General features: G+C 66.5%; 16 protein-coding genes. 6 read left to right on the forward strand and 10 right to left on the reverse strand.

Annotated features, from left to right (window positions below):
* The first annotated feature begins 80 nt into the window (after positions 1-80).
* From hrpB to ABLE71_RS06740, 3 genes are all read left to right on the forward strand, one after another.
* Positions 81-2,546, forward strand: a complete 2,466-nt coding sequence (gene hrpB, locus ABLE71_RS06730; RefSeq protein ID WP_348782577.1) for an ATP-dependent helicase HrpB — start codon at positions 81-83, stop codon at positions 2,544-2,546.
* 102 nt (positions 2,547-2,648) lie between these two features.
* On the forward strand, positions 2,649-3,968 hold the full coding sequence (locus ABLE71_RS06735; protein ID WP_348783679.1) for an ActS/PrrB/RegB family redox-sensitive histidine kinase: 1,320 nt from the start codon (positions 2,649-2,651) through the stop codon (positions 3,966-3,968).
* Positions 3,969-4,039: 71 nt separating this feature from the next.
* Positions 4,040-4,603, forward strand: a complete 564-nt coding sequence (locus ABLE71_RS06740; RefSeq protein ID WP_348782578.1) for an ActR/PrrA/RegA family redox response regulator transcription factor — start codon at positions 4,040-4,042, stop codon at positions 4,601-4,603.
* Between the two features lie 111 nt (positions 4,604-4,714).
* Here the strand turns inward: ABLE71_RS06740 and ABLE71_RS06745 are convergent, their stop codons facing one another.
* Positions 4,715-5,215 carry an MmcB family DNA repair protein gene (locus ABLE71_RS06745; protein ID WP_348782579.1) on the reverse strand — a complete coding sequence of 167 codons (501 nt, stop codon included), beginning with the start codon at positions 5,213-5,215 and terminating at the stop codon, positions 4,715-4,717.
* Between the two features lie 224 nt (positions 5,216-5,439).
* Positions 5,440-5,838, reverse strand: coding sequence for a Cu(I)-responsive transcriptional regulator (gene cueR, locus ABLE71_RS06750; protein ID WP_348782580.1), 399 nt, complete (start codon positions 5,836-5,838; stop codon positions 5,440-5,442).
* 221 nt (positions 5,839-6,059) lie between these two features.
* Between cueR and ABLE71_RS06755 the strand changes: the two genes are divergently transcribed.
* Positions 6,060-6,680 carry a L,D-transpeptidase gene (locus ABLE71_RS06755; protein ID WP_348782581.1) on the forward strand — a complete coding sequence of 207 codons (621 nt, stop codon included), beginning with the start codon at positions 6,060-6,062 and terminating at the stop codon, positions 6,678-6,680.
* A gap of 259 nt (positions 6,681-6,939) precedes the next feature.
* Positions 6,940-7,377, forward strand: a complete 438-nt coding sequence (locus ABLE71_RS06760) for a hypothetical protein (protein WP_348782582.1) — start codon at positions 6,940-6,942, stop codon at positions 7,375-7,377.
* 72 nt (positions 7,378-7,449) lie between these two features.
* Here the strand turns inward: ABLE71_RS06760 and ABLE71_RS06765 are convergent, their stop codons facing one another.
* The 8 genes from ABLE71_RS06765 to mutS all read right to left on the reverse strand — a co-directional run bounded on the left by ABLE71_RS06765 (position 7,450) and on the right by mutS (position 21,530).
* Positions 7,450-8,028: a NifU family protein gene (locus ABLE71_RS06765; RefSeq protein WP_348782583.1), complete on the reverse strand. Its 579-nt coding sequence runs from the start codon at positions 8,026-8,028 to the stop codon at positions 7,450-7,452.
* Positions 8,029-8,176: 148 nt separating this feature from the next.
* Positions 8,177-8,668, reverse strand: a complete 492-nt coding sequence (locus tag ABLE71_RS06770) for a universal stress protein (protein ID WP_348782584.1) — start codon at positions 8,666-8,668, stop codon at positions 8,177-8,179.
* 101 nt (positions 8,669-8,769) lie between these two features.
* Positions 8,770-9,837 (reverse strand): tryptophan--tRNA ligase, encoded by a 1,068-nt coding sequence (gene trpS, locus ABLE71_RS06775; RefSeq protein ID WP_348782585.1) that lies wholly within the window; start codon positions 9,835-9,837, stop codon positions 8,770-8,772.
* 168 nt (positions 9,838-10,005) lie between these two features.
* On the reverse strand, positions 10,006-11,199 hold the full coding sequence (locus ABLE71_RS06780) for an acyltransferase family protein (RefSeq protein WP_348782586.1): 1,194 nt from the start codon (positions 11,197-11,199) through the stop codon (positions 10,006-10,008).
* 122 nt (positions 11,200-11,321) lie between these two features.
* Positions 11,322-12,914 (reverse strand): murein biosynthesis integral membrane protein MurJ, encoded by a 1,593-nt coding sequence (gene murJ, locus ABLE71_RS06785; protein ID WP_348782587.1) that lies wholly within the window; start codon positions 12,912-12,914, stop codon positions 11,322-11,324.
* A 10-nt stretch (positions 12,915-12,924) separates the two neighbouring features.
* Positions 12,925-15,720: a [protein-PII] uridylyltransferase gene (locus ABLE71_RS06790; protein WP_348782588.1), complete on the reverse strand. Its 2,796-nt coding sequence runs from the start codon at positions 15,718-15,720 to the stop codon at positions 12,925-12,927.
* A gap of 133 nt (positions 15,721-15,853) precedes the next feature.
* Entirely contained in the window at positions 15,854-18,514 is a 2,661-nt protein-coding gene (locus tag ABLE71_RS06795) for an EAL domain-containing protein (protein ID WP_348783680.1), read from the reverse strand.
* A 364-nt stretch (positions 18,515-18,878) separates the two neighbouring features.
* Positions 18,879-21,530 carry a DNA mismatch repair protein MutS gene (gene mutS / locus ABLE71_RS06800; protein ID WP_348783681.1) on the reverse strand — a complete coding sequence of 884 codons (2,652 nt, stop codon included), beginning with the start codon at positions 21,528-21,530 and terminating at the stop codon, positions 18,879-18,881.
* A 182-nt stretch (positions 21,531-21,712) separates the two neighbouring features.
* Between mutS and ABLE71_RS06805 the strand changes: the two genes are divergently transcribed.
* Complete coding sequence (locus ABLE71_RS06805) at positions 21,713-24,016, forward strand: NADP-dependent malic enzyme (protein WP_348782589.1); 2,304 nt, start codon at positions 21,713-21,715, stop codon at positions 24,014-24,016.
* Positions 24,017-24,059 lie beyond the last annotated feature (43 nt).

The raw sequence follows: 24,059 nt of genomic DNA on the forward strand, positions 1-24,059 counted from the left end.
CCTGCCCATTTCCAGACGAGGGGCGGAAAGTCCGCGCCCGATGATTGCGGCCTGTCCACCCCGCCTGCTATGCGCGCGGCATGCCGCCGCTGCCGACCCTCCCCGTCACGGAAATCCTGCCGCAGCTTGCGCGGGCGCTCGACGCCGGCGTCAGCGCCGTGCTGGTCGCGCCGCCCGGCGCCGGCAAGACGACGCTGGTGCCGCTGGCGCTGCTCGGAGCACCCTGGCTGAAAAACGGCCGCATCGTGCTGCTGGAGCCGCGCCGGCTCGCCGCCCGTGCCGCGGCGCGGCGCATGGCCTCGCTGCTGGGCGAGGAGCCGGGCGCAACGGTCGGCTACGCCATGCGCATGGAAAGCCGCATGTCGGCGAAGACGAAGGTCATGGTCGTCACCGAGGGCGTGCTGGCGCGCATGATCCTCGACGATCCCGAACTGCCCGGCGTCTCCGCCGTGCTGTTCGACGAGTTCCACGAGCGTTCGCTCGACGGCGATTTCGGGCTGGCGCTGGCGCTCGACGTGCAGGGCGCGCTGCGGCCCGACCTCAGGCTTCTGGTGATGTCGGCCACGCTCGACGGCGCGCGGGTGGCAAGGCTGCTCGAAGGCGCCGCCGTGATCGAAAGCGCCGGGCGTGGTTTTCCGGTCGAAATCCGCCACGAGGAGCGGCCGGCCGGAATGCCGGTCGAGGACGCCATGGCCAGGGCGATCCGCGAGGCGGCCGCGACCGAGCCGGGCGGCGTGCTCGCCTTCCTGCCCGGCCAACGCGAGATCGAGCGCACCGCCGAGCGTCTCGAAGGCCGGCTGCCGGCAGATTGCGACATCGTCCCGCTCTACGGCCAGCTCGACGGCAAGGCGCAGGACGCGGCGATCCGCCCGGCGCCCGCCGGCCGCCGCAAGGTCGTGCTCGCCACCGCCATCGCCGAAACCTCGATCACCATCGACGGCGTGCGCGTGATCATCGATTCCGGCCTGTCGCGGCTGCCTCGCTACGAGCCAGCGACCGGCCTGACGCGGCTGGAGACGGTGCGCGTCAGCCGCGCCTCCGCCGACCAGCGCGCCGGCCGCGCCGGCAGGACCGGGCCGGGCATTGCCATCCGTCTGTGGCGCGCCGAGCAGACGGCGGCGCTGCCTGCCTTCACGCCGCCGGAGATCCTGCAGGCGGACCTGTCGGGCATGCTGCTCGACTGCGCCGCATTCGGCGTCTCAGACCCCTCGGCCCTGCGCTTCCTCGACCCGCCGCCCGGCCCGGCGCTCGCCGAGGCGCGCGCTCTTCTCACCGGCCTCGGCGCGATCGACGAGGCCGGCCGGCTGACGCCATCGGGCGAAGCGATGCGCAGGCTGGCGCTGCCGGCGCGGCTGGCGCACATGGTCGCCGAGGCCGCACGGGGCGGACAGGCCGAAACCGCCGCGGAACTCGCCGTGCTGATCACCGAGCGCGGGCTGGGGGGCGACAGCGTCGACCTGGAGCGGCGGCTGACCCGCTTCCGTGGCGAACGCGGCCCGCGTGCGACCGCGGCGCGAGGACTGGCTGAAAGGCTGGCGAGGCAGGCGCAAGACACCGCCCGCAAGCGTCGCGATGACCCGACCAGCCCCGGCGCGCTGCTGCTCAATGCCTGGCCGGACCGCGTTGCCAAGGCGCGGAGCGAGCGCGGAAAGTTCCTGCTCGCTAACGGGAGCGGTGCTCGTCTCGACGCGACCGACCCGCTGGCGGGCGAGGCGTTTCTCGTCGTCGCCGATCTGCAAGGCAAGGCGCAGAGCGCCCGCATAGCCTCGGCCGCCGCGGTGTCCGAGGACGACATCCGCGCCGCCCTCTCTCATCGCATCGAGACCCGCACCGAAACCGCCTTCGATGCCGAAAAGCGCTCCGTGCGCGTCAGGGAGACCGCCCGCCTCGGGGCCATCGTGCTGTCGGAGCGCATGCTGCCGCCCCCGTCCGGCGCGGAGGCGGACCGGGCGATCGTTTCGGCGATCCGGGAACATGGCCTTGCGCTGCTGCCCTGGACAACCGACGCCGAGACGCTGCGCCAGCGCCTGTCATGGCTGCATCGCGGCCTCGGCGCGCCCTGGCCCGATGTTTCGGACGAGGCGCTCACTTCCGCGCTGGAAGATTGGCTGCTGCCCTTCCTGCAAGGCCAATCGTCTTTCGCCCGAATCGATCCGGGCGTCCTCCATACCGGGCTGATGTCGCTGGTCCCGCACGATCTGCAGAGGAAGATCGGGTCCCTCGCACCTACGCATTTCGACGCGCCGTCGGGCAGCCGCGTGCCGATCCGCTACGACGGCGAATGGCCGGTGCTGGCGATCCGCGTGCAGGAGCTGTTTGGGCTGGACACGCATCCGTCCATCGCAAATGGTAAGGTCCCGCTTACGCTGGAGCTGCTCTCGCCCGCGCACCGTCCGATCCAGACGACGCGCGACCTGCCGGGCTTCTGGCGCGGCTCCTGGGCGGACGTGCGCGCCGACATGCGCGGCCGCTATCCGAAACATGTCTGGCCCGACGACCCGCTGGCGGCCGTTGCCACCGCCCGCGCCAAGCCGCGCGCGAAATGAAATAAAGCATTCCAGCAAAGCGTGTTCGGCGGTTTTGCGTTCGGAATTGCGCGGGAACAATCTATACGAATTGCACGACCGCAACGATATGGTGTGACGACCATGGCCCTCAACACGCTCGATCTCGGCCAGAGCCAACGGCTGCGCCTCAATACGCTGGTGCGCCTTCGCTGGCTGGCGATCGTCGGCCAGAGCGTTTCCGTCGTCGTCGTCGCCTATGGGCTCAGCTTCCCGATGCCGGTCGTGCCCTGCTTCGCGCTGATCGGCTGCTCGGCTGCGCTCAATGTCTATCTTGCGCTGCAATACCCGGCCACGCACCGGCTGCAGCCGAACGCTGCCTTCGGCATCCTCACCTTCGACGCGCTGCAGCTTGCCGGCCTGCTCTACATGACCGGCGGCCTAACCAATCCGTTTTCGCTGCTGATGGCGGTTCCGGTCGTGGTGTCGGCGACCTCGCTGCCGCTCGGCATGACGGCGTTGCTGGGCGGCATCGTCGTCGCCACCGCGACGCTGCTCGCCTTCTTCCATCTGCCGCTGCCCTGGTATGACGGAGCCGAGATCGCCATGCCCTTCATCTATGTCGCCGGCAGCCTGGTGGCGCTGTCGTCGTCGATCGCCTTCACCGGCATCTATGCCTTTCGGGTCGCCGAGGAAGCCAGGCTGCTCGCCAACGCGCTGTCGGCGACGGAACTCGTGCTGCAGCGCGAGCAGCACCTTTCGGCGCTCGACGGGCTGGCGGCTGCCGCCGCCCACGAGCTCGGCACGCCGCTCGCAACCATCGCCTTGGTCGCCCGCGAGATGGAGCGCGCTCTGGGCTCGGACGCGACTTACGCCGAGGACGTGAAGCTGTTGCGCTCGCAAAGCGAACGCTGCCGCGAAATCCTCAAGCGGCTGACCAGCCTGTCCTCCGAAGGCGAGGTGCACCTCGCCCGCCTGCCGCTCACCTCGCTGGTCGAGGAGGTGACGGCGCCGCACCGCGATTTCGGCATCGCCATCAAGCTCGAGCCGGGCGAGCGGCAAGGCCCAGAGCCGGTCGGCCGGCGCAATCCCGGCGTCATCTACGGGCTCGGCAATCTGGTCGAGAACGCCGTCGACTTCGCCAAGGAGCGCGTCTCCGTTCACTGGCGCTGGAACGACGAGCAGGTCGTGTTCACCATCGTCGACGACGGGCCGGGCTTCCCGCCCGAGATCGTCAGCCGCATCGGCGAACCCTATGTGTCGACGCGCCAAGGCGCCGAGCGCGGCGGTGGGCTGGGGCTCGGCCTGTTCATCGCCAAGACGCTGCTGGAGCGCTCCGGCGCGACGCTGTCCTTCCGCAACTCGAACACGCCGGGCGAAGGCGCCCTGGTCGAGATTTCCTGGCCGCGCGCCGCCTTCCTGGCGCCCGTGCAGGCGGCCGAGCCGATGTTCGACACGGCCTGAATCGCGGCGAAATTGGACAAGCCGGCTCACTGGTCATATTTGAGGGCCATATTGCAAAGCGGATAGAGATGATGACCCCGGACGAGATAACCGAGATTGGCACGATCGATGGCGACGCCTCGCTGCTGATCGTCGACGACGACAAGCCCTTCCTGACTCGCCTTGCGCGCGCCATGGAAGGCCGCGGCTTTACCGTCGACACCGCCGAGAGCGTCGAGGAGGCGGTCGCCAAGGCCCGCGCCAATCCGCCGGCCTATGCCGTGGTCGACATGCGGCTCGGCGACGGCAACGGGCTCGACGTGGTCGCCGCCATCCGCGAGGGGCGCAAGGACGCCCGCACCGTCATCCTCACCGGCTACGGCAACATCGCCACCGCCGTCACCGCGGTGAAGCTCGGCGCGATCGACTATCTGTCCAAGCCCGCCGACGCCGACGACGTCTACGCAGCGCTGACCCGCACCTCAGGCGAGCGCGCAGCACCCCCGGAAAACCCGATGTCGGCCGACCGGGTGCGCTGGGAGCATATCCAGCGCGTCTACGAGATGTGCGACCGCAATGTCTCGGAAACCGCGCGGCGGCTCAACATGCACCGCAGGACCTTGCAGCGCATCCTGGCCAAGCGGGCGCCGAGATGAGGGAGTAGGGAGTAGGGGAAAAACGGAGCAGGCTCCCATCACTACTCACTACTCACTACTCACTACTCACTACTCACTACTCACTACTCACTACTCACTACTCACTACTCACTACTCACTTTCCCCGTCCAACGCCGGCACCGCCACGCCCGCCAGTTCCGCCGCGAGCAGCCGCGCCGCGCCTGCGCGTGCGATCCTCAGCATCAGCGCCTTGCGCGTCGCCGGCAGCATGCGGTGCTCGGGCGCGTCGCGCAGCATCTCCGCGCCGTAGCCGTCCGAAAGGATGAAGCCGCATTCCCTAGGAAAGATTTCCGCCGGCACGTCCGGATGCGTGGCGAAGAAGAAGCGGTCGGCAAACAGCCTATATTCCGGCCATTTGCGGTCGACGCGAAAATCCTCGACCGAGGACTTTATCTCGATGATCCAGATGTCGCCCTTCCTGGTCAGCGCGACGAGGTCGGCGCGGCGTCCGGTGGCCAGGCTGAGCTCGGGCAGCACATGCGCACCCATTTCGGACAACAACCGCTGCACGCCGCGGCGCACCATCATGGCGCGCGCCGACTGGCGGCCGTCTACAAGCGGGTTCTGGAGAATCGGCGAAACGATTGGCATGGCGCACCATGCCAGCTTTTGTTCACGATTTGAACCCCGCGCGGCGAGGCGCCGCGCCGGGATCAGTTCCGGTCGAAAGGCGATCCGGCGCCGTTTGCCGTGACGGTGTCCAGCTTCCCGCGGCGAACCAAGATCGGCTTCTCGTATTGCTTTTTCATGTACCCGCTCCGCGTCAGTATCTTGCCCTAGGTTCCATACCAGGGAGGATCGGTCAACCGTCGGACTTAACTCGCGGTCATCCCGCCCGCCATATCGTCGAGGATCGGGCAATCCGGGCGCTCGTCGCCGTGGCAGGCGTGGATCAGCGTCTGCAGCGTCGCGCGCATCGACTGCAGCTCGCGCACCTTCTCCTCGATGGCGGCGACATGGCTCCTCGCGATCTCGCGCACGTCGTGGCTGGCGCGGCTCTTGTCGCGGTAGAGCGCCATCAGCTGGCGGCAGTCCTCGATCGAGAAGCCGAGCCCGCGCGCACGCCGCAGGAAGGTGAGCCGGTGGATGTCGTCGCCGGAATAGTCGCGGTAGCCGTTCTGCGCCCGCGCCGGACGGATCAGGCCGATGTCCTCGTAATAGCGGATGGTCTTCGCGGGGAGGCCCGAGCGGCGGGCGGCGGCGCCGACATTCATGGTGGTGAGTCCTTGATTCCGTCCCGGCCATTTCCGGGCCATTGATTTTGCTTCACATTCTCGTGACACCTGTTGCCAAAATGCCATAGAGAACCGCTTACTTGGCGTCACACGCCGCATATAGGCAATCTGCGCTTGGCAGACAAAGGCCGCGCAACCTAAGAATGGCGAAAATGCGGCCCGAATCGGGCCATGACGCGGACGGGATACCAGGACCAATCATGCGGATCAAATCACTGCTCGTTGCTGCCGGGCTTGCCATGGCGACTGCGCTTGCCGGCTGTTCGACCGACGGCATCACCGGCGTTTCGTTCGCCAGCTACGGCGCACGCACCGACGCTGGCTACCGCGTTCCGGCCATACCGATCACCAAGGTTGCGAGCAAGTACCGCCGCCAGACCGTGAATTACCAGACCAATGAAAAGCCCGGCACCATCGTCGTCGATACGGGCCAGAAGTTCCTCTACTTCGTCCAGCCCGGCGGCAAGGCGATACGCTACGGCATCGGCGTCGGCAAGGAAGGCTTCGAATGGAAGGGCACGGCGCGCATCGGCGCCAAGCGCGAATGGCCGGTGTGGACGCCGCCGCCTGCGATGATCAAGCGCCGGCCCGATCTCGCCAAATGGCGAGGCGGCATGCCGGGCGGCCCGCAGAACGCGCTCGGCGCGCGCGCCATGTACCTGCACAACAAGGGCGGCGATTCCGGCTACCGGCTGCACGGCACGCCCGAGTGGTGGTCGATCGGCAAGGCGATGTCTTCGGGCTGCATCCGCATGCTGAATCAGGACGTCATCGACCTCTACAGCCGTGCCAGCGTCGGCGCCAAGGTCGTCGTGAAGTAGAGTTTCGCATATCCGCGGACCGTCTCGGCAACAAGGGTGGTCCTAGACAGAAAACCGGGTCGGGGGGCCCGGTTTTTTGTTGTCTGCCCTCGCGTCAGGCCGTAAACCGGCATCAGGCGCGACACCGGCCCCCGGTTCGGATATGGGCAGGTACCGCGTGCGGCGAAGCGGTGTCCGGAAAGTGTGCTGATCGGCAAGGTCGCGACGGTATCGCCGCCGGCGGCCGGCGGTGTATCCGAAAGAAGGCGAAGGGGTCGATATGAGCGAACGGTTCGAGACGCGTGGGGAGATAGGGCATTCCATCGCCGGCGTGAGGGATCAGCTCTCGCTGCAGGCCCGGGTCTTCACCGTGGCGGTCGGCATCTCGGTAATCGTGCTCGGCTTCCTCTACTACCAGTACATGGGGCTCGCCGAAAAATACGCCGATCTGCAGGCCGCGCACGCCAGGATCGAGACGCAACTCGAAGCCGCGATCGCCAGCGTCGCCAGGGTGAAGGTGGATACCGAACAGGGCCGCGTCGATGCGCGGGACATCAAGAGCCTGCTCGAGGCTGCGCTGAAGCCGCCGGGAGCCCCCACCAGCGCGTCATTCCCGGGATGGCTTGGTATCAGGGCGGACGGGCCGAAGGAAGCGAAAGCGCTCATCGACCAGTACAAAACGCCGGTCTGGATCTACGCGACCAGCCCGATGGAATAGCCTTCAGCGTCGCGCGTCGGTTCGGACGCGCAACAAAGCTCGGCTCTATTTGTGAAACCGAAGTTTTTGCCGTCAGGCGACCTGCTCGACCTGCTGCACTTCCGGCACGAAATGCTTGAGCAGGTTCTGGATGCCGTGCTTCAGCGTCGCCGTCGATGACGGGCAGCCCGCGCAGGCGCCTTTCATGTTCAGGAACACCGTGCCGTTCTCATAGCCGCGGAAGGTGATGTCGCCGCCATCCTGGGCGACCGCCGGGCGCACCCGCGTGTCGAGCAGTTCCTTGATGGTGACGACGATCTCCTCGTCGGCCTTGTCGTAGAACTCGCCTTCCTGCTCCGTGCGGTCGGCCGTCGCCTGGCTGCCGGTAATCATCACCGGCGCCCCCGACATGAAGTGTTCCATGATGGCGCCGAGGATGGCGGGCTTCAGATGCTGCCATTCCAGGCCCTCGTCCTTGGTCACGGTGACGAAGTCGTAGCCGAAGAACACGCCCGTCACGCCCGCTATGGAGAACAGCTTTCCAGCCAGCGGCGAAGCCTGAGCGGCGCCTTCCGCGTCGCGGAAATCGGCGGTGCCCTCGGCAAGCACTTCCTTGCCGGGCAGGAATTTCAGGGTCGCCGGGTTGGGGGTCGCTTCGGTCTGGATAAACATCGTCGTCTCCGTGGCCGTTCGAGCAATCGGCCGCTTCTTTGGAATAATTCTAAATAGGCCTGTTTTCAGTCACATTCAAGCGAAAGCGATGCTTCCTCGCCGGGCCGGCAGGAACGGTTTTCTCCCGGGACGGCCGAATCGAGGTCGTTCAGGCCAGGCTGTCGATTTCCTCGTCCGAGAGGTTCTGCGGCACGACCGTGACCGGAATGGGGAAGGCGGCGCCCTTGCCGGCGATCGAGGCGACCAGCGGCCCCGGTCCCTCCTTCGCCGCGCCCGCCGCCAGCACCAGGATCGCGATGTCCTGGTCTTCCTCGATCAGCTTGTGGATCTCGTCGGCCGGTTTGCCTTCGCGGATGACCCGTTCCGGCTCGATGCCGACCTGCTCGCGCACCTTGGTCGCATAGACGTCGAGCGCGGCGCCAGCCGCCTGCATCGCCTCCTCGCGCATGATCTTCTCGACGCCCAGCCAGTGCTGGAAGTCGCCCGGCTCGATGACGTAGAGCAGCACCAGAACGCCGCCGGTGCTCTTGGCGCGCTTCGAGGCATAGGCGACGGCGCGCTCGCATTCCGGCGTATCGTCGATGATCGCCAGGAACTTCCGGCGATGGCCGGCTTCCCGGCTGAGACGTTTGGAGACCATGGACTACTCCCTCACGCGGCCGCTGGTCGATCGGCGCAATCTGCCACCCGCCGGCTCAGGCGGCAAGCCGAGGCCGGTGGTCCAGCCACGGCTCCTGCCAATCAGTTGCCCAGCAACCCGACGATCTCGCGCACCGTCTTCATCGTCGCCTCGGCCTGCATACCCGCCCGTTCGCCGCCGTCGCGCAGCACCGAATCGACATAGGCATGGTCGGCCGAGATACGGCGCATCTCGCCGGCGATCGGCGCGAGTTTCTCGACCGCCAGGTCGGCCAGCGCCGGCTTGAACGCGGAGAACTGCTTGCCGCCGAACTCGGCCAGAACGTTCTCCTTGCTCGTCTCGGCAAGCGCGGCATAGAGCACGACGAGATTTTCCGCCTCCGGCCTGCCCTTCAGCCCGTCGGCCTCGGACGGCAGGCCATCCGGATCGGTCTTTGCCTTCCTGATCTTCTTCGAGATCGTCTCGGCGTCGTCGGTCAGGTTGATGCGCGACAGGTCGGAGGGATCGGACTTCGACATCTTCTTCAGTCCGTCGCGCAGGCTCATGACGCGCGGCGCGGGGCCCTCGATAAGCGGCTCGGTCAGCGGGAAGAAGCCGTTCACCGTCTCCTCGCCGACCTTCATCTCGACGCCGGCGCCAAGCTCGGCGATGCGGGCCGAAAAGTCGTTGTTGAATTTCTGGGCGATGTCGCGCGTCAGTTCCAGATGCTGCTTCTGATCGTCGCCGACCGGCACATGGGTGGCGCGGTAGACCAGAATGTCGGCCGCCATCAGCGTCGGATAGGCAAACAGGCCGACGCTGGCGTTCTCGCGGTCCTTGCCGGCCTTCTCCTTGAACTGCGTCATGCGGTTCAGCCAGCCCATGCGCGCCACGCAGTTGAAGATCCAGGCGAGCTCGGCATGCTGCACGACGCGGCTCTGGTTGAAGACGATGTGTTTTCGCGGATCGATGCCGGCCGCCAGGAAGGCGGCGGTCACCTCGCGCGTCGCGCGGATGAGCTCCGCCGGTTCCTGCCAGGTGGTGATCGCATGCATGTCGACGACGCAATAGATGCAGTCGTGGCTGTCCTGCAGCTGCACGAAGCGGCGGATCGCGCCAAGATAATTGCCGAGATGGAGGTTGCCCGTCGGCTGGACGCCGGAAAAGACGAGCGGCTTGAAACTGGACATTCTTGTTCCTTTGGCTTGTGGAGGGCCGTTCAGCATGGTCCCCAACCCGACGGTCAGCGCAGCAGAAGTTGCGGACTTTTCGGGACGGGTCATGCGTCTAGCAGATATGCGAGACGACTGTCCTTGCGGACGGCGCGCTTATGGACGAGCGCGCGCTTCGGATCAAGCCTATGCCTTCGCGCCAACGGGCTTGTCGGCGGCCGGGGCGCGCCCGGCCCTGTCGACGAGCCCTACCAGCGGCTTCAGCGCCGAGGGCAGGCGGTCGGCCAGGATTGCGAACAGAAGCGAGCCGACGACGGTGGCTGCAAGCACCAGGACGAATTTGGTCCACATTCCGGCGTCGAGCGGCAGCACGTAAAACAGCGCCGCCACCACGACGGTCTGGTGGACGATGTAGAGCGGAAAGATCTTGCGGTTGAGCCAGGCGAGCGTTGTGCTGGAGCGGTTGAAATACAGCGCGAAATAGCCGACGAGGGCAAGGATCATCGACCAGGCCAGCGCGAAGAGCAGTATCTTGAAGAGCGGCGTCATCTGGTCGTAGTCGCCGATGAAGAGCCGGCCCGCATCGGTCCAGGAATAGACGTAGAGATAGGCCGCGCATGTCAGCGACAAGCCCAGACTGACATGGCGGCGCGCCACGATCGCGCCGATCACCGCCGCATGGTGCTTCGCGACGAGGAAGCCCAGCCCGAACCAGCTCGCCCAGGTCGCGAACCAGGCGCCGTCATTGACGAGTGCATTGGTCTGGCGCGGGAAAAACGGCGTCAACGCGAGGTTCAGCACGAGCGGCAGCAGGAAGAAGAGATAGATCGCGTCGCCGCTCGCCTTTTTCTCAAACCAGTCCGCCACCGGCCGCATCGCCGGATGGCCAAGCAGCCGGAACACCGGGTAGCAGACGAAGCACATGACGACGAGATAGCCGACGAACCACATATGGGCCCAGGTGAAGTTGCCCTCCGGATATTTGCCCTCGGTGAAATAGCGGGTCAGCCAGAAGGCCGGCAACGAGCCTTCATAGCCGTCCTCCCAGATGCGCTCGTACCAGACTTGCGGCACGACGATCACGCACATGGCGAAGATCAGCGGCACGAACAGCCGCAGGAAACGCTCCTTGAGGAAGCCGAGCCCGCCGCTCGAGCGGAAGACGAACCACGTGCCCATGCCGGAGACGAAGAAGAGCAACGCAAGGCGCCACGCGCGCGGATGTTTCATCACCAGCGACAGCGTCTCGCTGCCTTCGGTGCTCTTCAGAAGCCAGTTCATGTCGGGAAAGAAGGCGACCGACGAGTGGTAGACGATCAGGAGCGCGAAGGCGAAGACGCGCAGCGCATCGACGTAATAAAGCCGCCCTGCCGACTGCATGACTCACACCCCGTACACACCATACCCGACCCGTCACCGGGCACCCGCTCCGGTTGTGACGGCATTTCGTTAAGAAAGTTTGGGTTCCGTCGGTAGGATTAGAAACGACCGTTAATAGAGGCCTATTCCGCGTCGACCGGCGTCGTGCCCGCGCCGCCCTTGCGCCTGACATTCCTGCGGATCATGCCGAGGTCGGCGCCGCCGAGCCCGAAGGCCGCCGCGAAATAGAGGAGCATCGCGCCCGCCACGATCCCGGCAAGCGCCACCGCCTGCGTATAGAAGGGAGAGGCAGAGGCAAGCTGCGGCGTCAGATACGCCGCCGCAGCATAGATCGCGCCCGCCATCGCCGCTGAAGCCAGTACCAGCCGCGGCATTCTTTTCACCAGGCCGGCGTCGCTTTTCCAGTGCCCCCGCTTGATCAGCACGCCGAACAGCAGCGACGCGTTCACCCAGCCGGCCACCGCCGACGCCGTGGCGATTCCCGCCGCGCCCATCGTCGGGAACAGCCATAGCGCTACCGAGATGTTCACGGCGACCGAGACACCCGCGAACAACATCGGCGTCCTGGTGTCTTCGCGCGCAAAATACCCGGGCGTGAAGGCCTTGATCAGCACGAAGGCTGGCAGGCCGATGCCGAAGATGGCGAGCACTTCGGCGACGACCGCCGTATCGGCGGGCGTGAACGCACCGCGCTCGTAGAGTACGCGCACGATCGGCTCCGCCATGGTCATCAGGGCGGCCGCCGCCGGCAGCGTCAGGAACAGGGTGAACTCGACCGAACGGTTCTGCAAATTGGCCGCCTCGATGCGGTTGCCGGAGCGCAGCGCGCGCGCCAGTTCCGGCAGCAGCACGACGCCGACCGCGACGCCGACGACGCCGAGCGGCAGCTGATAGACGCGGTCGGCCAAGTTGAGCGACGGCACCGCTCCGGCCCGGCCGGACGCGATGGCGGTGCCGACAAGCGTGTTGATCTGCGTGATGCCGCCGGTGATGGCGGCCGGCAGCGCCAGCCACAGCAGGCGCCTGACGTTGCGCGTCAGGCGCGGGCGGCGAAAGCCGATTGACACGCCGGCGTGCCGCACCGCGAAGAAGACGATGCCGAGCTGCACCAGGCCGGCCGCGAGCACGCCCCAGGCCAGCGCCAGGCCGACCTCCCTGCCGTCATAGCCGCCATACCAGGCCACGGCGAGGACGCCGACCAGTATGACGTTGAGGAACACCGGCGCGATGGCCGCCGCGAAATAGCGATGCAGCGAATTCAGCATGCCCGCCATCATGGCGCCGAGCGACATGCAGATCAGATAGGGGAACATGATCGCCGCCAGCTCGACGGTGAGCAGCAGCTTGCCGGGATCGTCGGCGAAGCCCGGCGCGATCGCGTAGCGGATGACGAAAGGCATCGCGAGTTCCATGACGATCGTCAGCACCAGCAGGATGCTGAACAGCACGCCGAACACTTCCTCGGAGAATTTTTTCGCGCCGGCCACGCCGCCGGCTTCGATCTCCCTGGCGAACAGGGGCACGAAGGCGGCGTTGAACGCGCCTTCCGCGAACAGCCGCCGGAATGTATTCGGAAACTGGAACGCCGCGTAGAAGGCCTCGGCGACCGGTCCGGTGCCAAGTGCGGCCGCCATCAGCATCTCGCGGGCGAAGCCGAGGATGCGGCTCGCCATCGTGCCCGACCCGACGGTGGCGAATTTTTTCACAAGGCTCATGCGGGTTCCATCACTCCGCCGCCGCCTTCGCTTTCGCCGCGCGCTCGGCCGCCACGGTTCCTTCCAGCGTTGCGATCAGCCGCTTCTTCACCGTCTCCTGCCGGGTCGGGTTCTCGATCTTCGAGCCGGTCAGGTCGGTCACGTAGAAGGTGTCGATCACCTTCTCGCCGAAGGTGGTGATGTGGGCCGAGGCGATGTCGAGCGACAGGTCCGACAGCGTGCTGGTGATCTCCGACAGCAGGCCCGGCCGGTCGAGCCCCTCCACCTCGATGACGGAGAAGCGGTTCGACAGCGAATTGCCGATGTCGACGCGCGGCTTGATCTTGAACGTCTTGGCGCCGCGCTTCGGCTTGGTGCGCCTGGCGATCATCTCAGGCAGCCACGCCTGGCCCGACAGCACATCCTCGATGAGCTTGCCGACGCGCTCGGCGCGCCGCCGCTCGTCCTCGTCGCGGTCGAATTCGCGCGAGATGAGTATCGTGTCGAGCGCGCGCCCGTCGGCGGTGGTGAATATCTGCGCGTCGACGATGTTGCCGCCCGCCGCCGCGCAGGCGCCGGCGACGACCGACAGCAGGCGCGGGTGATCCTGCGCCAGCACGGTGATCTCCGTCACCGCCTCGAAGGTATGCGTCTTCACCATGGTCGCCAGCTTTTTCCTCGCCGCATCCGCCTCGCGGATGAACTCGGCATGGCGAAGCTGGTCCTTCAGGTCGACGGTGAGCAGATAGTTCTCGTAGTGCAGCCGGACATATTTGCGGCGCGCCTTCTCCGGCCAGTCGGCAAGCCCCGCGGCAAGCCGTTCGCGCGCCCCGCTAGCGCGTTCGGCGCGCGTCACCTCGGAGAAGCCGCCGGTCAGGAGCAGTTCGGTCTCGTAGTAGAGCGTGCGCAGGAGCTGGCCCTTCCAGCCGTTCCACACGCCCGGCCCGACGCCCCTGATATCGCATACGGTGAGCACCAGCAGCAGTTTCAGCCGCTCGACCGACTGCACGACCGAGGCGAAATCGTCGATCGTCTTCCTGTCGTTGAGGTCGCGCGTCTGCGCCGTCATCGACATGACGAGATGGTTCTCCACCAGCCAGGCGACGGTCTCGGTGTCGGCCGCCGACAGGCCCATATGCGGACAGATGCGCCGCGCGATCCTCGCGCCAGCCTCGGAATGGTCCTCGGGCCGGCCCTTGGCGATGTCGTGCAGCAGCACTGCCACGTAGAGCACCTCGCGGCTTTTCCTGAGACCAGGCATCAGCGCGTGCGACAGCGGATGGATCCTCTCTCCGTCGCCGCGCTCGATCTCGTGCAGCACGCCGATGCAGCGGATGAGGTGCTCGTCGATCGTGTAGTGGTGATACATCGAGAACTGCATCATCGCGACGATCTTGCCGAAGTCGGGGATCAGCCTGCCGAGCAGGCCGGCCTCGTTCATCCGCCGCAGGTTGAGATCCGGATTGCGGTCCGAAGTCAGAAGATCGAGGAACAGCCTGTTCGCTTCCGGGTCGCGGCGCAGGTTCCTGTCGACGAGGCCAAGCGAGCGGGTGAGCAGCTTCAGCGCGTCGGGGTGGAATTCCAGCCCGTGCTTGTCGGCGAACCAGAACAGCCTCAGCATGTTGACCGGATCGCGCCGGAAGACGTCGGCGTCGGCGATGTTGATGCGGTGGTTGTCGACGATGAAATCGCTGGTGCCGGCGAGCTTGCGCTTGCGGCGCTGGAACGTCAGGAAGATGCGGTTGAAGCCGGGAACGTGTTTTGCCTGCTCCTCCTCCAGCGCCGCGCAGAAGATGCGGGTCAGGTCGCCGACCTCCTTGGCGATCAGGAAGTAGTGCTTCATGAAGCGCTCGACCGCCGACAGGCCGGGATGCCGGGTGTAGCCCAGCCGCTGCGCGATCTCGCTCTGGATGTCGAAATGCAGCCGCTCCTCGGCCTTTCCGGTCACGAAATGCATGTGGCAGCGCACGGCCCACAGGAAGTCTTCCGCCTTGCGGAACTGATCGTATTCCCCCTGGGTGAACACGCCCTGGTCGACCAGTTCGTCGGCCGTGCGCACGCGATAGAAATATTTGCCGATCCAGAACAGCGTCTGCAGGTCGCGCAAGCCGCCCTTGCCGTCCTTGACGTTGGGCTCGACGAGGTAGCGCGTATCGCCCGCCTTGGCGTGGCGGTCGTCGCGCTCGGCGAGCTTGGCCTGCACGTATTCGGTGCCGGTGCCCTTCACCACCTCCTTGTCGAATCGCACGATCAGCTCGTCGTAGAGCGCCTGTTCGGCCCACAGGAAACGCGCCTCCAGGATCGAGGTGCGGATTGTGATGTCGGCGCGCGACAGGCGCACGCATTCGTCGATGTTGCGCGTCGCATGCCCGACCTTCAGTCCCATGTCCCATAGCATGTAGAGCATGTATTCGACGACGGCTTCGCCCCAGGGCGTCTGCCTGGCGGGCAGCAGGAAGAGCAGGTCGATGTCGGAGCCCGGCGCCAGCGTGCCGCGGCCGTAGCCGCCGGTCGCCACCACCGCCATGCGCGGGCCGGGCGGCTTGCCCTTCCCGTTGGGAACCTGCGTCAAGGCGAAGTCGTGCAGCGCGCGGATGATCTCGTCCATCAGGTGCGACAGCCGCATCGCGCAGGCCGTGCCCCCGCCATCCTCGAGCAGCATCGTCTCGGCAGTCTGCCGGCCGGCGGCCAGGCTCTCCTTGAAGAGCGCGAGCGCCTTTGCCCGCGCCTCGGCCGGCGTGCCAGCCTTTCCGGCCCGCGCGTCGAGCTTGCGCCGCAGCGCCGCGCCGTCGATCATGTCTTCGAGCTTGAGGGGAATCTTAGCCATTGGGCCTCGGCGTCACGGCGCGTCTATAGAGCAATTCCCCGAAAAGTGGAAACCGGTTTTACGGCCGGAATTGCGGCGGACAGACGAACTATTTCGGGACAGGCGCAAACCGGTTTTACGGCAGGGATTGCCCCTATGACGCCTCGCGCATCAGGCGGGCGCGGGCGAAGGCCTTGAGATCGGCGTTGCTCATCGCACGCGCGAAGGCATGGCCCTGCAGCGCGTTGCAGCCGAGCATTTTCAGTACGCGCGCATGCTCCATCGTCTCGACGCCCTCCGCCAGCACCTCGATGCCGAGCGACTTGCCGATCTCGATGATGGAGCCGACCAGGTGACGCTGCGCCGGCGATTCGAGGACCGGCGTCACCAGCTGGCGGTCGATCTTCAGCCGGCGTGGCTTCAGCCTGAGCAGGCTGACGATGGACGCATGGCCGGAGCCGAAATCGTCGATCTCGATGTCGATGCCGAGCGCCTTTATCTGCTCGACGTTCCAGGTCACCAGCTCGTCGTTCTCGTCGAGGAAGATCGATTCGACGAGCTCGAAGGAGATCGTCCCCGGTTTGATGTCGAGCCGGCCCAGGCTGCGGATCAGCTCCTCGTCGTGCAGACGGCGCGCCGAGACGTTGACCGAAGCCTTGGGTATCTTCAGGCCGCTCGCCGCCCAGTCGTTGAAATCGTTCAATGTCTGCTCGAGGATCATGCGGTCGATCGTGGCGACCACGTTGAGTTCCTCCGCGATCTTGATGAAGTCGCCCGGCGCCAGCAGCCCCGCCGTCGGGTGATTCCAGCGCGCCAGCGCCTCGACGCCGACGATCGTGTGGGTGGCGGCGTCGAACTGGGGTTGGTACCAGGCGACGAATTCTCCGCGTTCGAGGCCCGACAATATGTCGTCGGCGACGCGCTTCGTGGTGACGATCTCGGCCTGCAGCGCATCGTTGAAGAATTGGTAGCGGTTGCGGCCCCGGCCCTTGGCCCGGTAGAGGGCGAGATCGGCGTTGACGAGCAGCCGGCGCGGATCCGACACATGGTCGAGATCGCAGGCGATGCCGATGGAGACCCCGAAGCGGCATTCGTGGCCGTGATAGGGCACCGGCTGGTGCATCTGCTCGACGATGCGGTCCGCAAGCTTGGCGAGCAGTTCGTTCCAGCGTGGCTTGTCGGCCGCGTCGATCTTGCACAGCACGACGAACTCGTCGCCGCCGACCCGGGCGATGAAGTCGCCCGACCTGAGGTTTGCCCTGAGGACCCGCGACGCGTGCACCAGCATGGCGTCGCCGGCGGCGTGGCCAAGCGTGTCGTTGATCTGCTTGAAGCGGTCGAGGTCGAGGTGCAGCAACCCGGCGCGCTCGCCTTCGCTCTCGAACCTTTCGACATGCGAGGCCAGCATGTCGTCGAGGTAGCGGCGGTTGGGCAGGCCGGTCAGCGAATCGTGCAGCGCGTTGAACTCGATCCGTTCCTTGGCCGCCTCGAGCTCGGCGTTGCGCGCCTCGGTCAGCATTTTCGCGCGCTTCAGGTCGTCGGCTAGCGCGACGTCGGCCGTCGCGTCCCAGTTGACGCCGACGATGCGCACGGTCCCGTCGCGGTGGCGGTAGGTCTTCGCGCCTTCGCGCAGATGCCTGACCTCGCCGCCGGGCAGCAGCAGGCGGTATTCCGTCTGGAACGCCTCGCCGGTCGACGCGACGCGTTCCGTTTCCCTGAGCACCCGCGCCAGGTCGTCCGGGTGTATCCTGCGCTCCCAGTCGGCATAGGTCCGGGGCTTCCTGTCGGCCGGGTAGCCATAAAGCTGGTTGACCCGGTCGTCCCAAAGCAGTTCGTTGGTCTCCGTATTCAGTTCCCACACGCCGATCTGCGAGCTGTCGAGCGCCAGCTTGAGGCGGCGCGACAGACGCTCCAGCTCCATCTCGCGCCGGCGCAGCTCGTCGATGTTTTTCAGCCTCTCGCCGATCAGCCTTCCCGTCACCAGTGCCGGGATCATGATCAGCGAGCCGGCGAACAGGATCGCCAGTCTCAGCATCCACGCATTGGGCGGCGTCTGGTCCCAGCCGCCCTTCGGCGCCGCCGCGATTCGCCACGAGCCCGAAGGCAGCAGCACTTCGGCCGTCACCGGATCGTTCGCGGCCGCCCTGCCGTCGCCGAAGAACGGCTCGCCTCTGCTTCCCGTGCCGTCGCGGCCGGAGATGGAGATCTCGATCGGCAGGTTGTTGTCGAGCAGTCCGCTTTCCCGGTAAAGCCGTTCCATGTCCACAACGGCCGAGACGATGCCCCAGAACCGCTTGGGGCTATGGCCGTTCTCGATGAAGACGGGAAAGCGGCCGATGAAGCCGCGGCCGCCCTGGATGAGGTCGACCGGTCCGGCAAGCACAAGCTCGCCGGTGTCGCGGGCGCGCAGCGCCGCCTCGCGCTGCGCCTTGTTCTCGTTGTAGTTCAACCCCATCGCCGCCTCGTTCCCCTTGATAGGGTGGACCATGGCGACCACGAGGTCCGGCGCGCCGGCGACGATGCTGAGCTGCGACCGGCGGTCGATCAGCTTGCTGGCGAGTTCCGTGAAGCGCTCCTGGCTCATGTCCGGCTCGGTCGTCAGCGTGGCGACGAGACCGCGCACCAGCTGGATGTTGCCGTTGATGTGGCCTTCGAGCCGCGCGCGGATCAGGCTGACTTGGGCCAGCACGTCGGCACGCATCCGCCCCTCGTTGATGCGGCGGTTCTGGTATTCGGCGAACAGCGCGGCCACGACGATAACCAGAAGCGCAAGCGCGGCCGGCACATTGGTCGGCTTCCAGATCAGACGCAGCATGCTGCGCAGGGCGTCGAGCGAAGCTCTCAATTTGATTGCCTGCGTGCTGTTTGGGCGCGAACCTGCTGACGCTATGATGGACTCTTTAAATAGGAGCTTAAGAAAAGCACCGAATTCCAATAAGTTTTGACCAATATGCTTTACGTTAGTTGGATGCGCAGGGCGCGCGCGAAACATGCGCCGAGTATTCCCATGATTATCTGAAACGGAAAGTTGTGTCTGGCTGACGCGGCGTCAGCGACCGATTGTCTTTTGCTCGGGCAATGCTCCCGCCGACAAGGTCGACCCGCTAGCGGTCGGCGGCCGCTCGCGCAGTTTCCGGCGTCCCGTAGCCGGGCCAGAACTTCGCCCGCCCAGGCAAGCGTCAGGGCTTCCCGCCCAACCCCTTCAGCCGGTACAGCGCTTCCAGCGCCTCGCGCGGGGTCAGTTCGTCCGGGTTCATCGAGGCGAGCGCCTCGCCAAGCGCGTCGGTCCTGGCCGGCAGCGGCGCTTCGCGACGGGCGACGGCCGAAAACAGCGGCAGATCATCCACCAGTCGGTCGGCCTTGCCGGCGGATTCGCCGGTTTCGAGTTGCGCCAGCACATCCTTGGCCCGGCTGACGACGGCGGCGGGCAGGCCGGCGAGCCGCGCAACCTGGACGCCGTAGCTGCGGTCGGCCGCCCCCTTCGCCACTTCATGCAGGAAGACCACGTCGCCTTCCCATTCCTTGACGCGCATGGTCACGTTGTGCAGCCGGGAGAGCTTTCCCGACAGCGCCGTCATCTCGTGGAAATGGGTGGCGAAGATCGCCCTGGCGCGATTGTGCTCGTGCAGATATTCGACCGCCGCCCAGGCGATCGACAGGCCGTCGAAGGTCGCGGTCCCGCGCCCGATCTCGTCGAGGATAACAAGCGAGCGTTCTCCCGCCTGGTTGAGGATCGCGGCCGTTTCGACCATCTCGACCATGAAGGTCGAGCGGCCGCGCGCCAGATCGTCCGACGCGCCGACACGGGAAAACAGCCGGTCGACCACGCCGATATGGGCGGCGCGCGCCGGCACATATGAGCCCGTCTGCGCCATGATGGCGATCAGCGCGTTCTGCCGCAGGAAGGTCGACTTGCCGCCCATGTTCGGACCGGTGAGCAGCCAGATCGCGCCTTTCCCAGTGCCGTTCTCGGGTGAGAGGTCGCAGTCGTTGGCGACGAACGGGCTTTCGGCCTGTTTGCGCAGCGCCTGCTCGACCACCGGATGACGCCCCGCTTGAATCGCGAATGCCAGGCTGCCGTCGACCGAGGGCCGGCAGTAATCCTCCGCTTCCGCCAGGCAGGCGAGCGCGGCCGACACGTCGAGCGTGCTGAGCGCCGCGGCGCCCGCGCGGATCGTGGCGGCCGCGGCGACTGCCTCGCCGACCAGACGGTCGAACGCCGCAAGCTCGATCGACAGCGCCACGCCCGCCGCGTTGGCGATCTTGCTTTCCAGCCCGGCCAGCTCCGTCGTGGTGAAGCGCATCGCGTTGGCCATGGTCTGGCGGTGGATGAAGCGCCCCTTCGCCGCGTCCGTACCGGTCATCACGGCGTGATGGTTGGCCGTCACCTCGATGTAGTAGCCGAGCACGTTGTTGTGCCTGATCTTCAGCGACCGGATGCCGGTTTCCTCGATGAGGTCGCGTTCCAGCGCCATGATCACGCGCCGCGATTCGGTCGCCAGCCCGCGTGCCTCGTCCAGCTCGCCGTCGTAGCCTTCGCGCAGGAAGCCGCCGTCGCGCTTCAGGAGCGGCAACTCGTCGGCCAGCGCCTCGTCGAGGTGCAGCGCGAAGTCTTGGGGCAGCGCCGCGACCGCCTGCATCGCCTCGGCCAGTTCGTCGGGCAGTTGCGCGCCGGCAAACAATGCCGCGGCCTCGCGCGCGGCGCCAAAGCCCGCACGCAGCGCGCCGAGGTCGCGCGGGCCGCCGCGGTTGAGTGCCAGCCGGGTCAGAGCGCGCGGCATGTCGGCGACGCTCTTCAGCGCCGACCTCAGCGCGTCGCGCAAACCTGTCTCCGCAACGAAGAAGCCGACCGCATCGAGCCGCCGGTTGATTTCAGCCGGGTCGGTCAGCGGCGCCGTCAGGCGGTCCGCCAGCAGCCTGGCGCCGCCGCCGGTGACCGTGCGGTCGATCGCCCTGAACAGCGAGCCGTCGCGGCTGCCCGACAGCGTCCTCATCAGCTCGAGATTGGCGCGCGTCGCAGGGTCGATGAACAGCGTGGCGCCGCTCTCCTCGCGCTCGGGGAAATTGAGCGGCGGCCGTTCGGCCTTCTGGGTCTTCTCGACATAGGCGACGATCGCCGAGATCGCCGACAGCTCCGCGCGCGAGAACGCTCCAAAACTGTCCGGCGTCGCGATATCGTAGAAGCGCGCGATGCGGCCGGCAGCCGCGCTTGAATCGAACAGCGCGGCGGGCTGCGGACTGGCGACACGGCCGAGCACATCGAAGACGGCCTTCAGCTCCGCATCGTGGAACACCGCGTCGGCGACGATCAGCTCCCTGGGGTCGACGCGGAAGATGTCCGAGGCGAGCCGGTCGGCGTCGGTCTCGGCCACCCGGAATGCGCCGGTCGACATCTCGATCCAGGCCAGCGCGTAGGAATTTTCGCTGCTTCCCTTCACCCGTCCCAGCGCCATCAAAAAACTCGACTCCGAGGGAGCGAGCAGCTTCTCCTCGGTGATGGTGCCCGGAGTCACCAGCCGCACCACGTCGCGCCGCACCACCGACTTGCCGCCGCGCTTCCTGGCCTCGGCCGGGTCCTCGATCTGCTCGCAGACGGCCACGCGGAAGCCCAGCGCGATCAGCTTCTGCAGGTAGTCGTCGGCGGCATGCACCGGCACGCCGCACATCGGTATGTCCTGGCCGAGATGCTTGCCGCGCTTGGTGAGGACTATCCCCAAGGCGCGCGACGCCTCTTCCGCATCGCCGAAGAACAGCTCGTAGAAATCGCCCATGCGGTAGAACAGCAGCGAATCCGGGTTCGCCGCCTTGATCTCCACATACTGCTCCATCATCGGCGTCGCCGCCGGCTGGGCATTCTCGCGTCTGATCGGCGTCTCGTCGTTCACGAAATCCTTCCGTCGCGGCAAAAAGCGCCGCGCCCCGCCTTGTTGGCGCTTTACTCCCCTGAAGTGTAGCCTTAATCCCGAACGCTCCACAAAAACAAAGCGCTTTTCCCTGGGAGGGGATTCCAGCCATGGCCAAGAAACCGGAAAACGCCGGCCCTAACTCAGGCCCGAACTCAGGCCCGTCCGTCAGCGCGCAGGAAGCGCTCGACTTCCACGCCATGGGCCGCCCCGGCAAGCTGGAGATCGTGCCGACCAAGCCGATGGCCACGCAGCGCGACCTCAGCCTCGCCTATTCGCCGGGCGTCGCCGTGCCGGTCCTCGCCATCGCCGAGGACCCCTCCAGAGCCTACGACTACACCGCCAAGGGCAACATGGTCGCCGTCATCTCAAACGGCACCGCCATCCTCGGCCTCGGCAATCTCGGCGCGCTGGCCTCCAAGCCCGTCATGGAAGGCAAGGCGGTGCTGTTCAAGCGCTTCGCCGACGTCGATTCCATCGACCTCGAGGTCGACACCGAGGATGCCGACGCCTTCATCAACTGCGTGCGCTATCTCGGCCCCTCCTTCGGCGGCATCAACCTCGAGGACATCAAGGCGCCGGAGTGCTTCATCATCGAGCAGCGCCTGCGCGAGCTGATGGACATCCCCGTCTTCCATGACGACCAGCACGGCACCGCCATCATCTCGGCCGCCGGCCTCATCAACGCGCTCGAAATCACCGGCCGCGACATGAAGAGCGCCAAGCTCGTCTGCAACGGCGCCGGCTCGGCCGGCATCGCCTGCATCGAGCTCATCAAGTCGATGGGCTTTTCGCCTGATAACATCACGCTCTGCGACACCAAGGGCGTGGTCTACCAGGGCCGCGCCGAAGGCATGAACCAGTGGAAGTCGGCGCACGCCATCAAGACCGACGCGCGCACGCTCGCGGAAGCCATGGACGGCGCCGACATCGTGCTCGGCCTCTCCGCCAAGGGCGCCTTCAGCGACGCCATGATCCGCTCGATGGCGCCCAACCCGATCATCTTCGCCATGGCCAACCCCGACCCCGAGATCACGCCGGAGGATGTCGCCAAGATCCGCTCCGACGCCATCATGGCGACCGGCCGCTCGGACTATCCCAACCAGGTCAACAACGTGCTCGGCTTCCCCTACATTTTTCGCGGGGCACTTGACGTCCGCGCGACCACCATCAACGACGCCATGAAGGTCGCCGCGGCCGAAGCGCTCGCAGCACTTGCCCGCCAGGACGTGCCCGACGACGTCGCCGCCGCCTACCAGGGCAACCGGCCGAAATTCGGGCCGCAATACATCATCCCGGTGCCCTTCGACCCCAGGCTCATCGTGGCGATCCCGCTCGCCGTGGCCAAGGCCGCGATGGAGACCGGCGTCGCCCGCAAGCCGATCCCGGACATGGAGAAATACGCGCAGGAGCTTTCCGCCCGCCGCGACCCGATCGCCTCGACGCTCAGCCGCATCTACGACCGCGTGCGCAGGAAACCCCAGCGCGTCGTCTTCGCCGAGGGCGAGGAGGAGCAGGTCATGCGCGCCGCCGCCTCCTATGCCAGCCAGAAGCTGGGCACGGCAATCCTCGTCGGCCGCGAGGAGATCGTGCGCGAGAACGCGCGGCTCGCCGGCGTCGACCTCGCAAAACCCGGCATCCAGATCATCAATGCGCGCCTGTCGAAGAAGAACACCGCCTATGCCGACTTCCTCTACGAGCGGCTGCAGCGCAAGGGCTATTTGTTCCGCGACGCGCAGCGGCTGATCAACAACGACCGCAACCATTTCGCCGCCTGCATGGTGGCGCTGGGCGACGCCGACGCGATGGTGACGGGCGTCACGCGCAACTATTCGACCGCGCTCGACGACATCAGGCGCGTCATCGACGCCAAGCCCGGCCACCGCGTCATCGGCGTGTCGATCGCGCTCTGCCGCGGACGCACGGTCATCGTCGCCGACACCGCCGTGCACGACATGCCCAACGCCGAGCAGATCGCCGACATTGCCGAGGAAGCCGCCCATTTCGCGCGGCGCATGGGCTACGAGCCCCGCGTGGCCATGCTCGCCTATTCGACCTTCGGCCACCCGGCCGGCGAGCGTTCCGAGCGCGTGCAGGAGGCGGTCAAAATCCTCGACAAGCGCCGCGTGGATTTCGAGTATGACGGCGAGATGGCGGCCGACGTCGCGCTCAACCCTGAGGCGATGAAGCGCTACCCGTTCATCCGCCTGTCCGGCCCGGCCAACGTGCTGGTCATGCCGGCCTTCCACTCGGCCTCGATCTCGACCAAGATGCTGCAGGAACTCGGCGGCTCCACCGTCATCGGCCCGCTGCTGGTGGGGCTCAACAAGCCGGTGCAGATCGTGTCGATGTCAGCCAAGGACAGCGACATCGTCAACATGGCCGCAATCGCGGGGTATTCAGCGGGGGTGTGAGGGTATTTTATGGTATCCCGAACGCTCATTCGCACGAGGGGAT

Origin of the sequence: Mesorhizobium sp. KR9-304 (assembly GCF_040049215.1) — a bacterium.
In the GTDB taxonomy this organism is placed as follows: domain Bacteria; phylum Pseudomonadota; class Alphaproteobacteria; order Rhizobiales; family Rhizobiaceae; genus Mesorhizobium_K.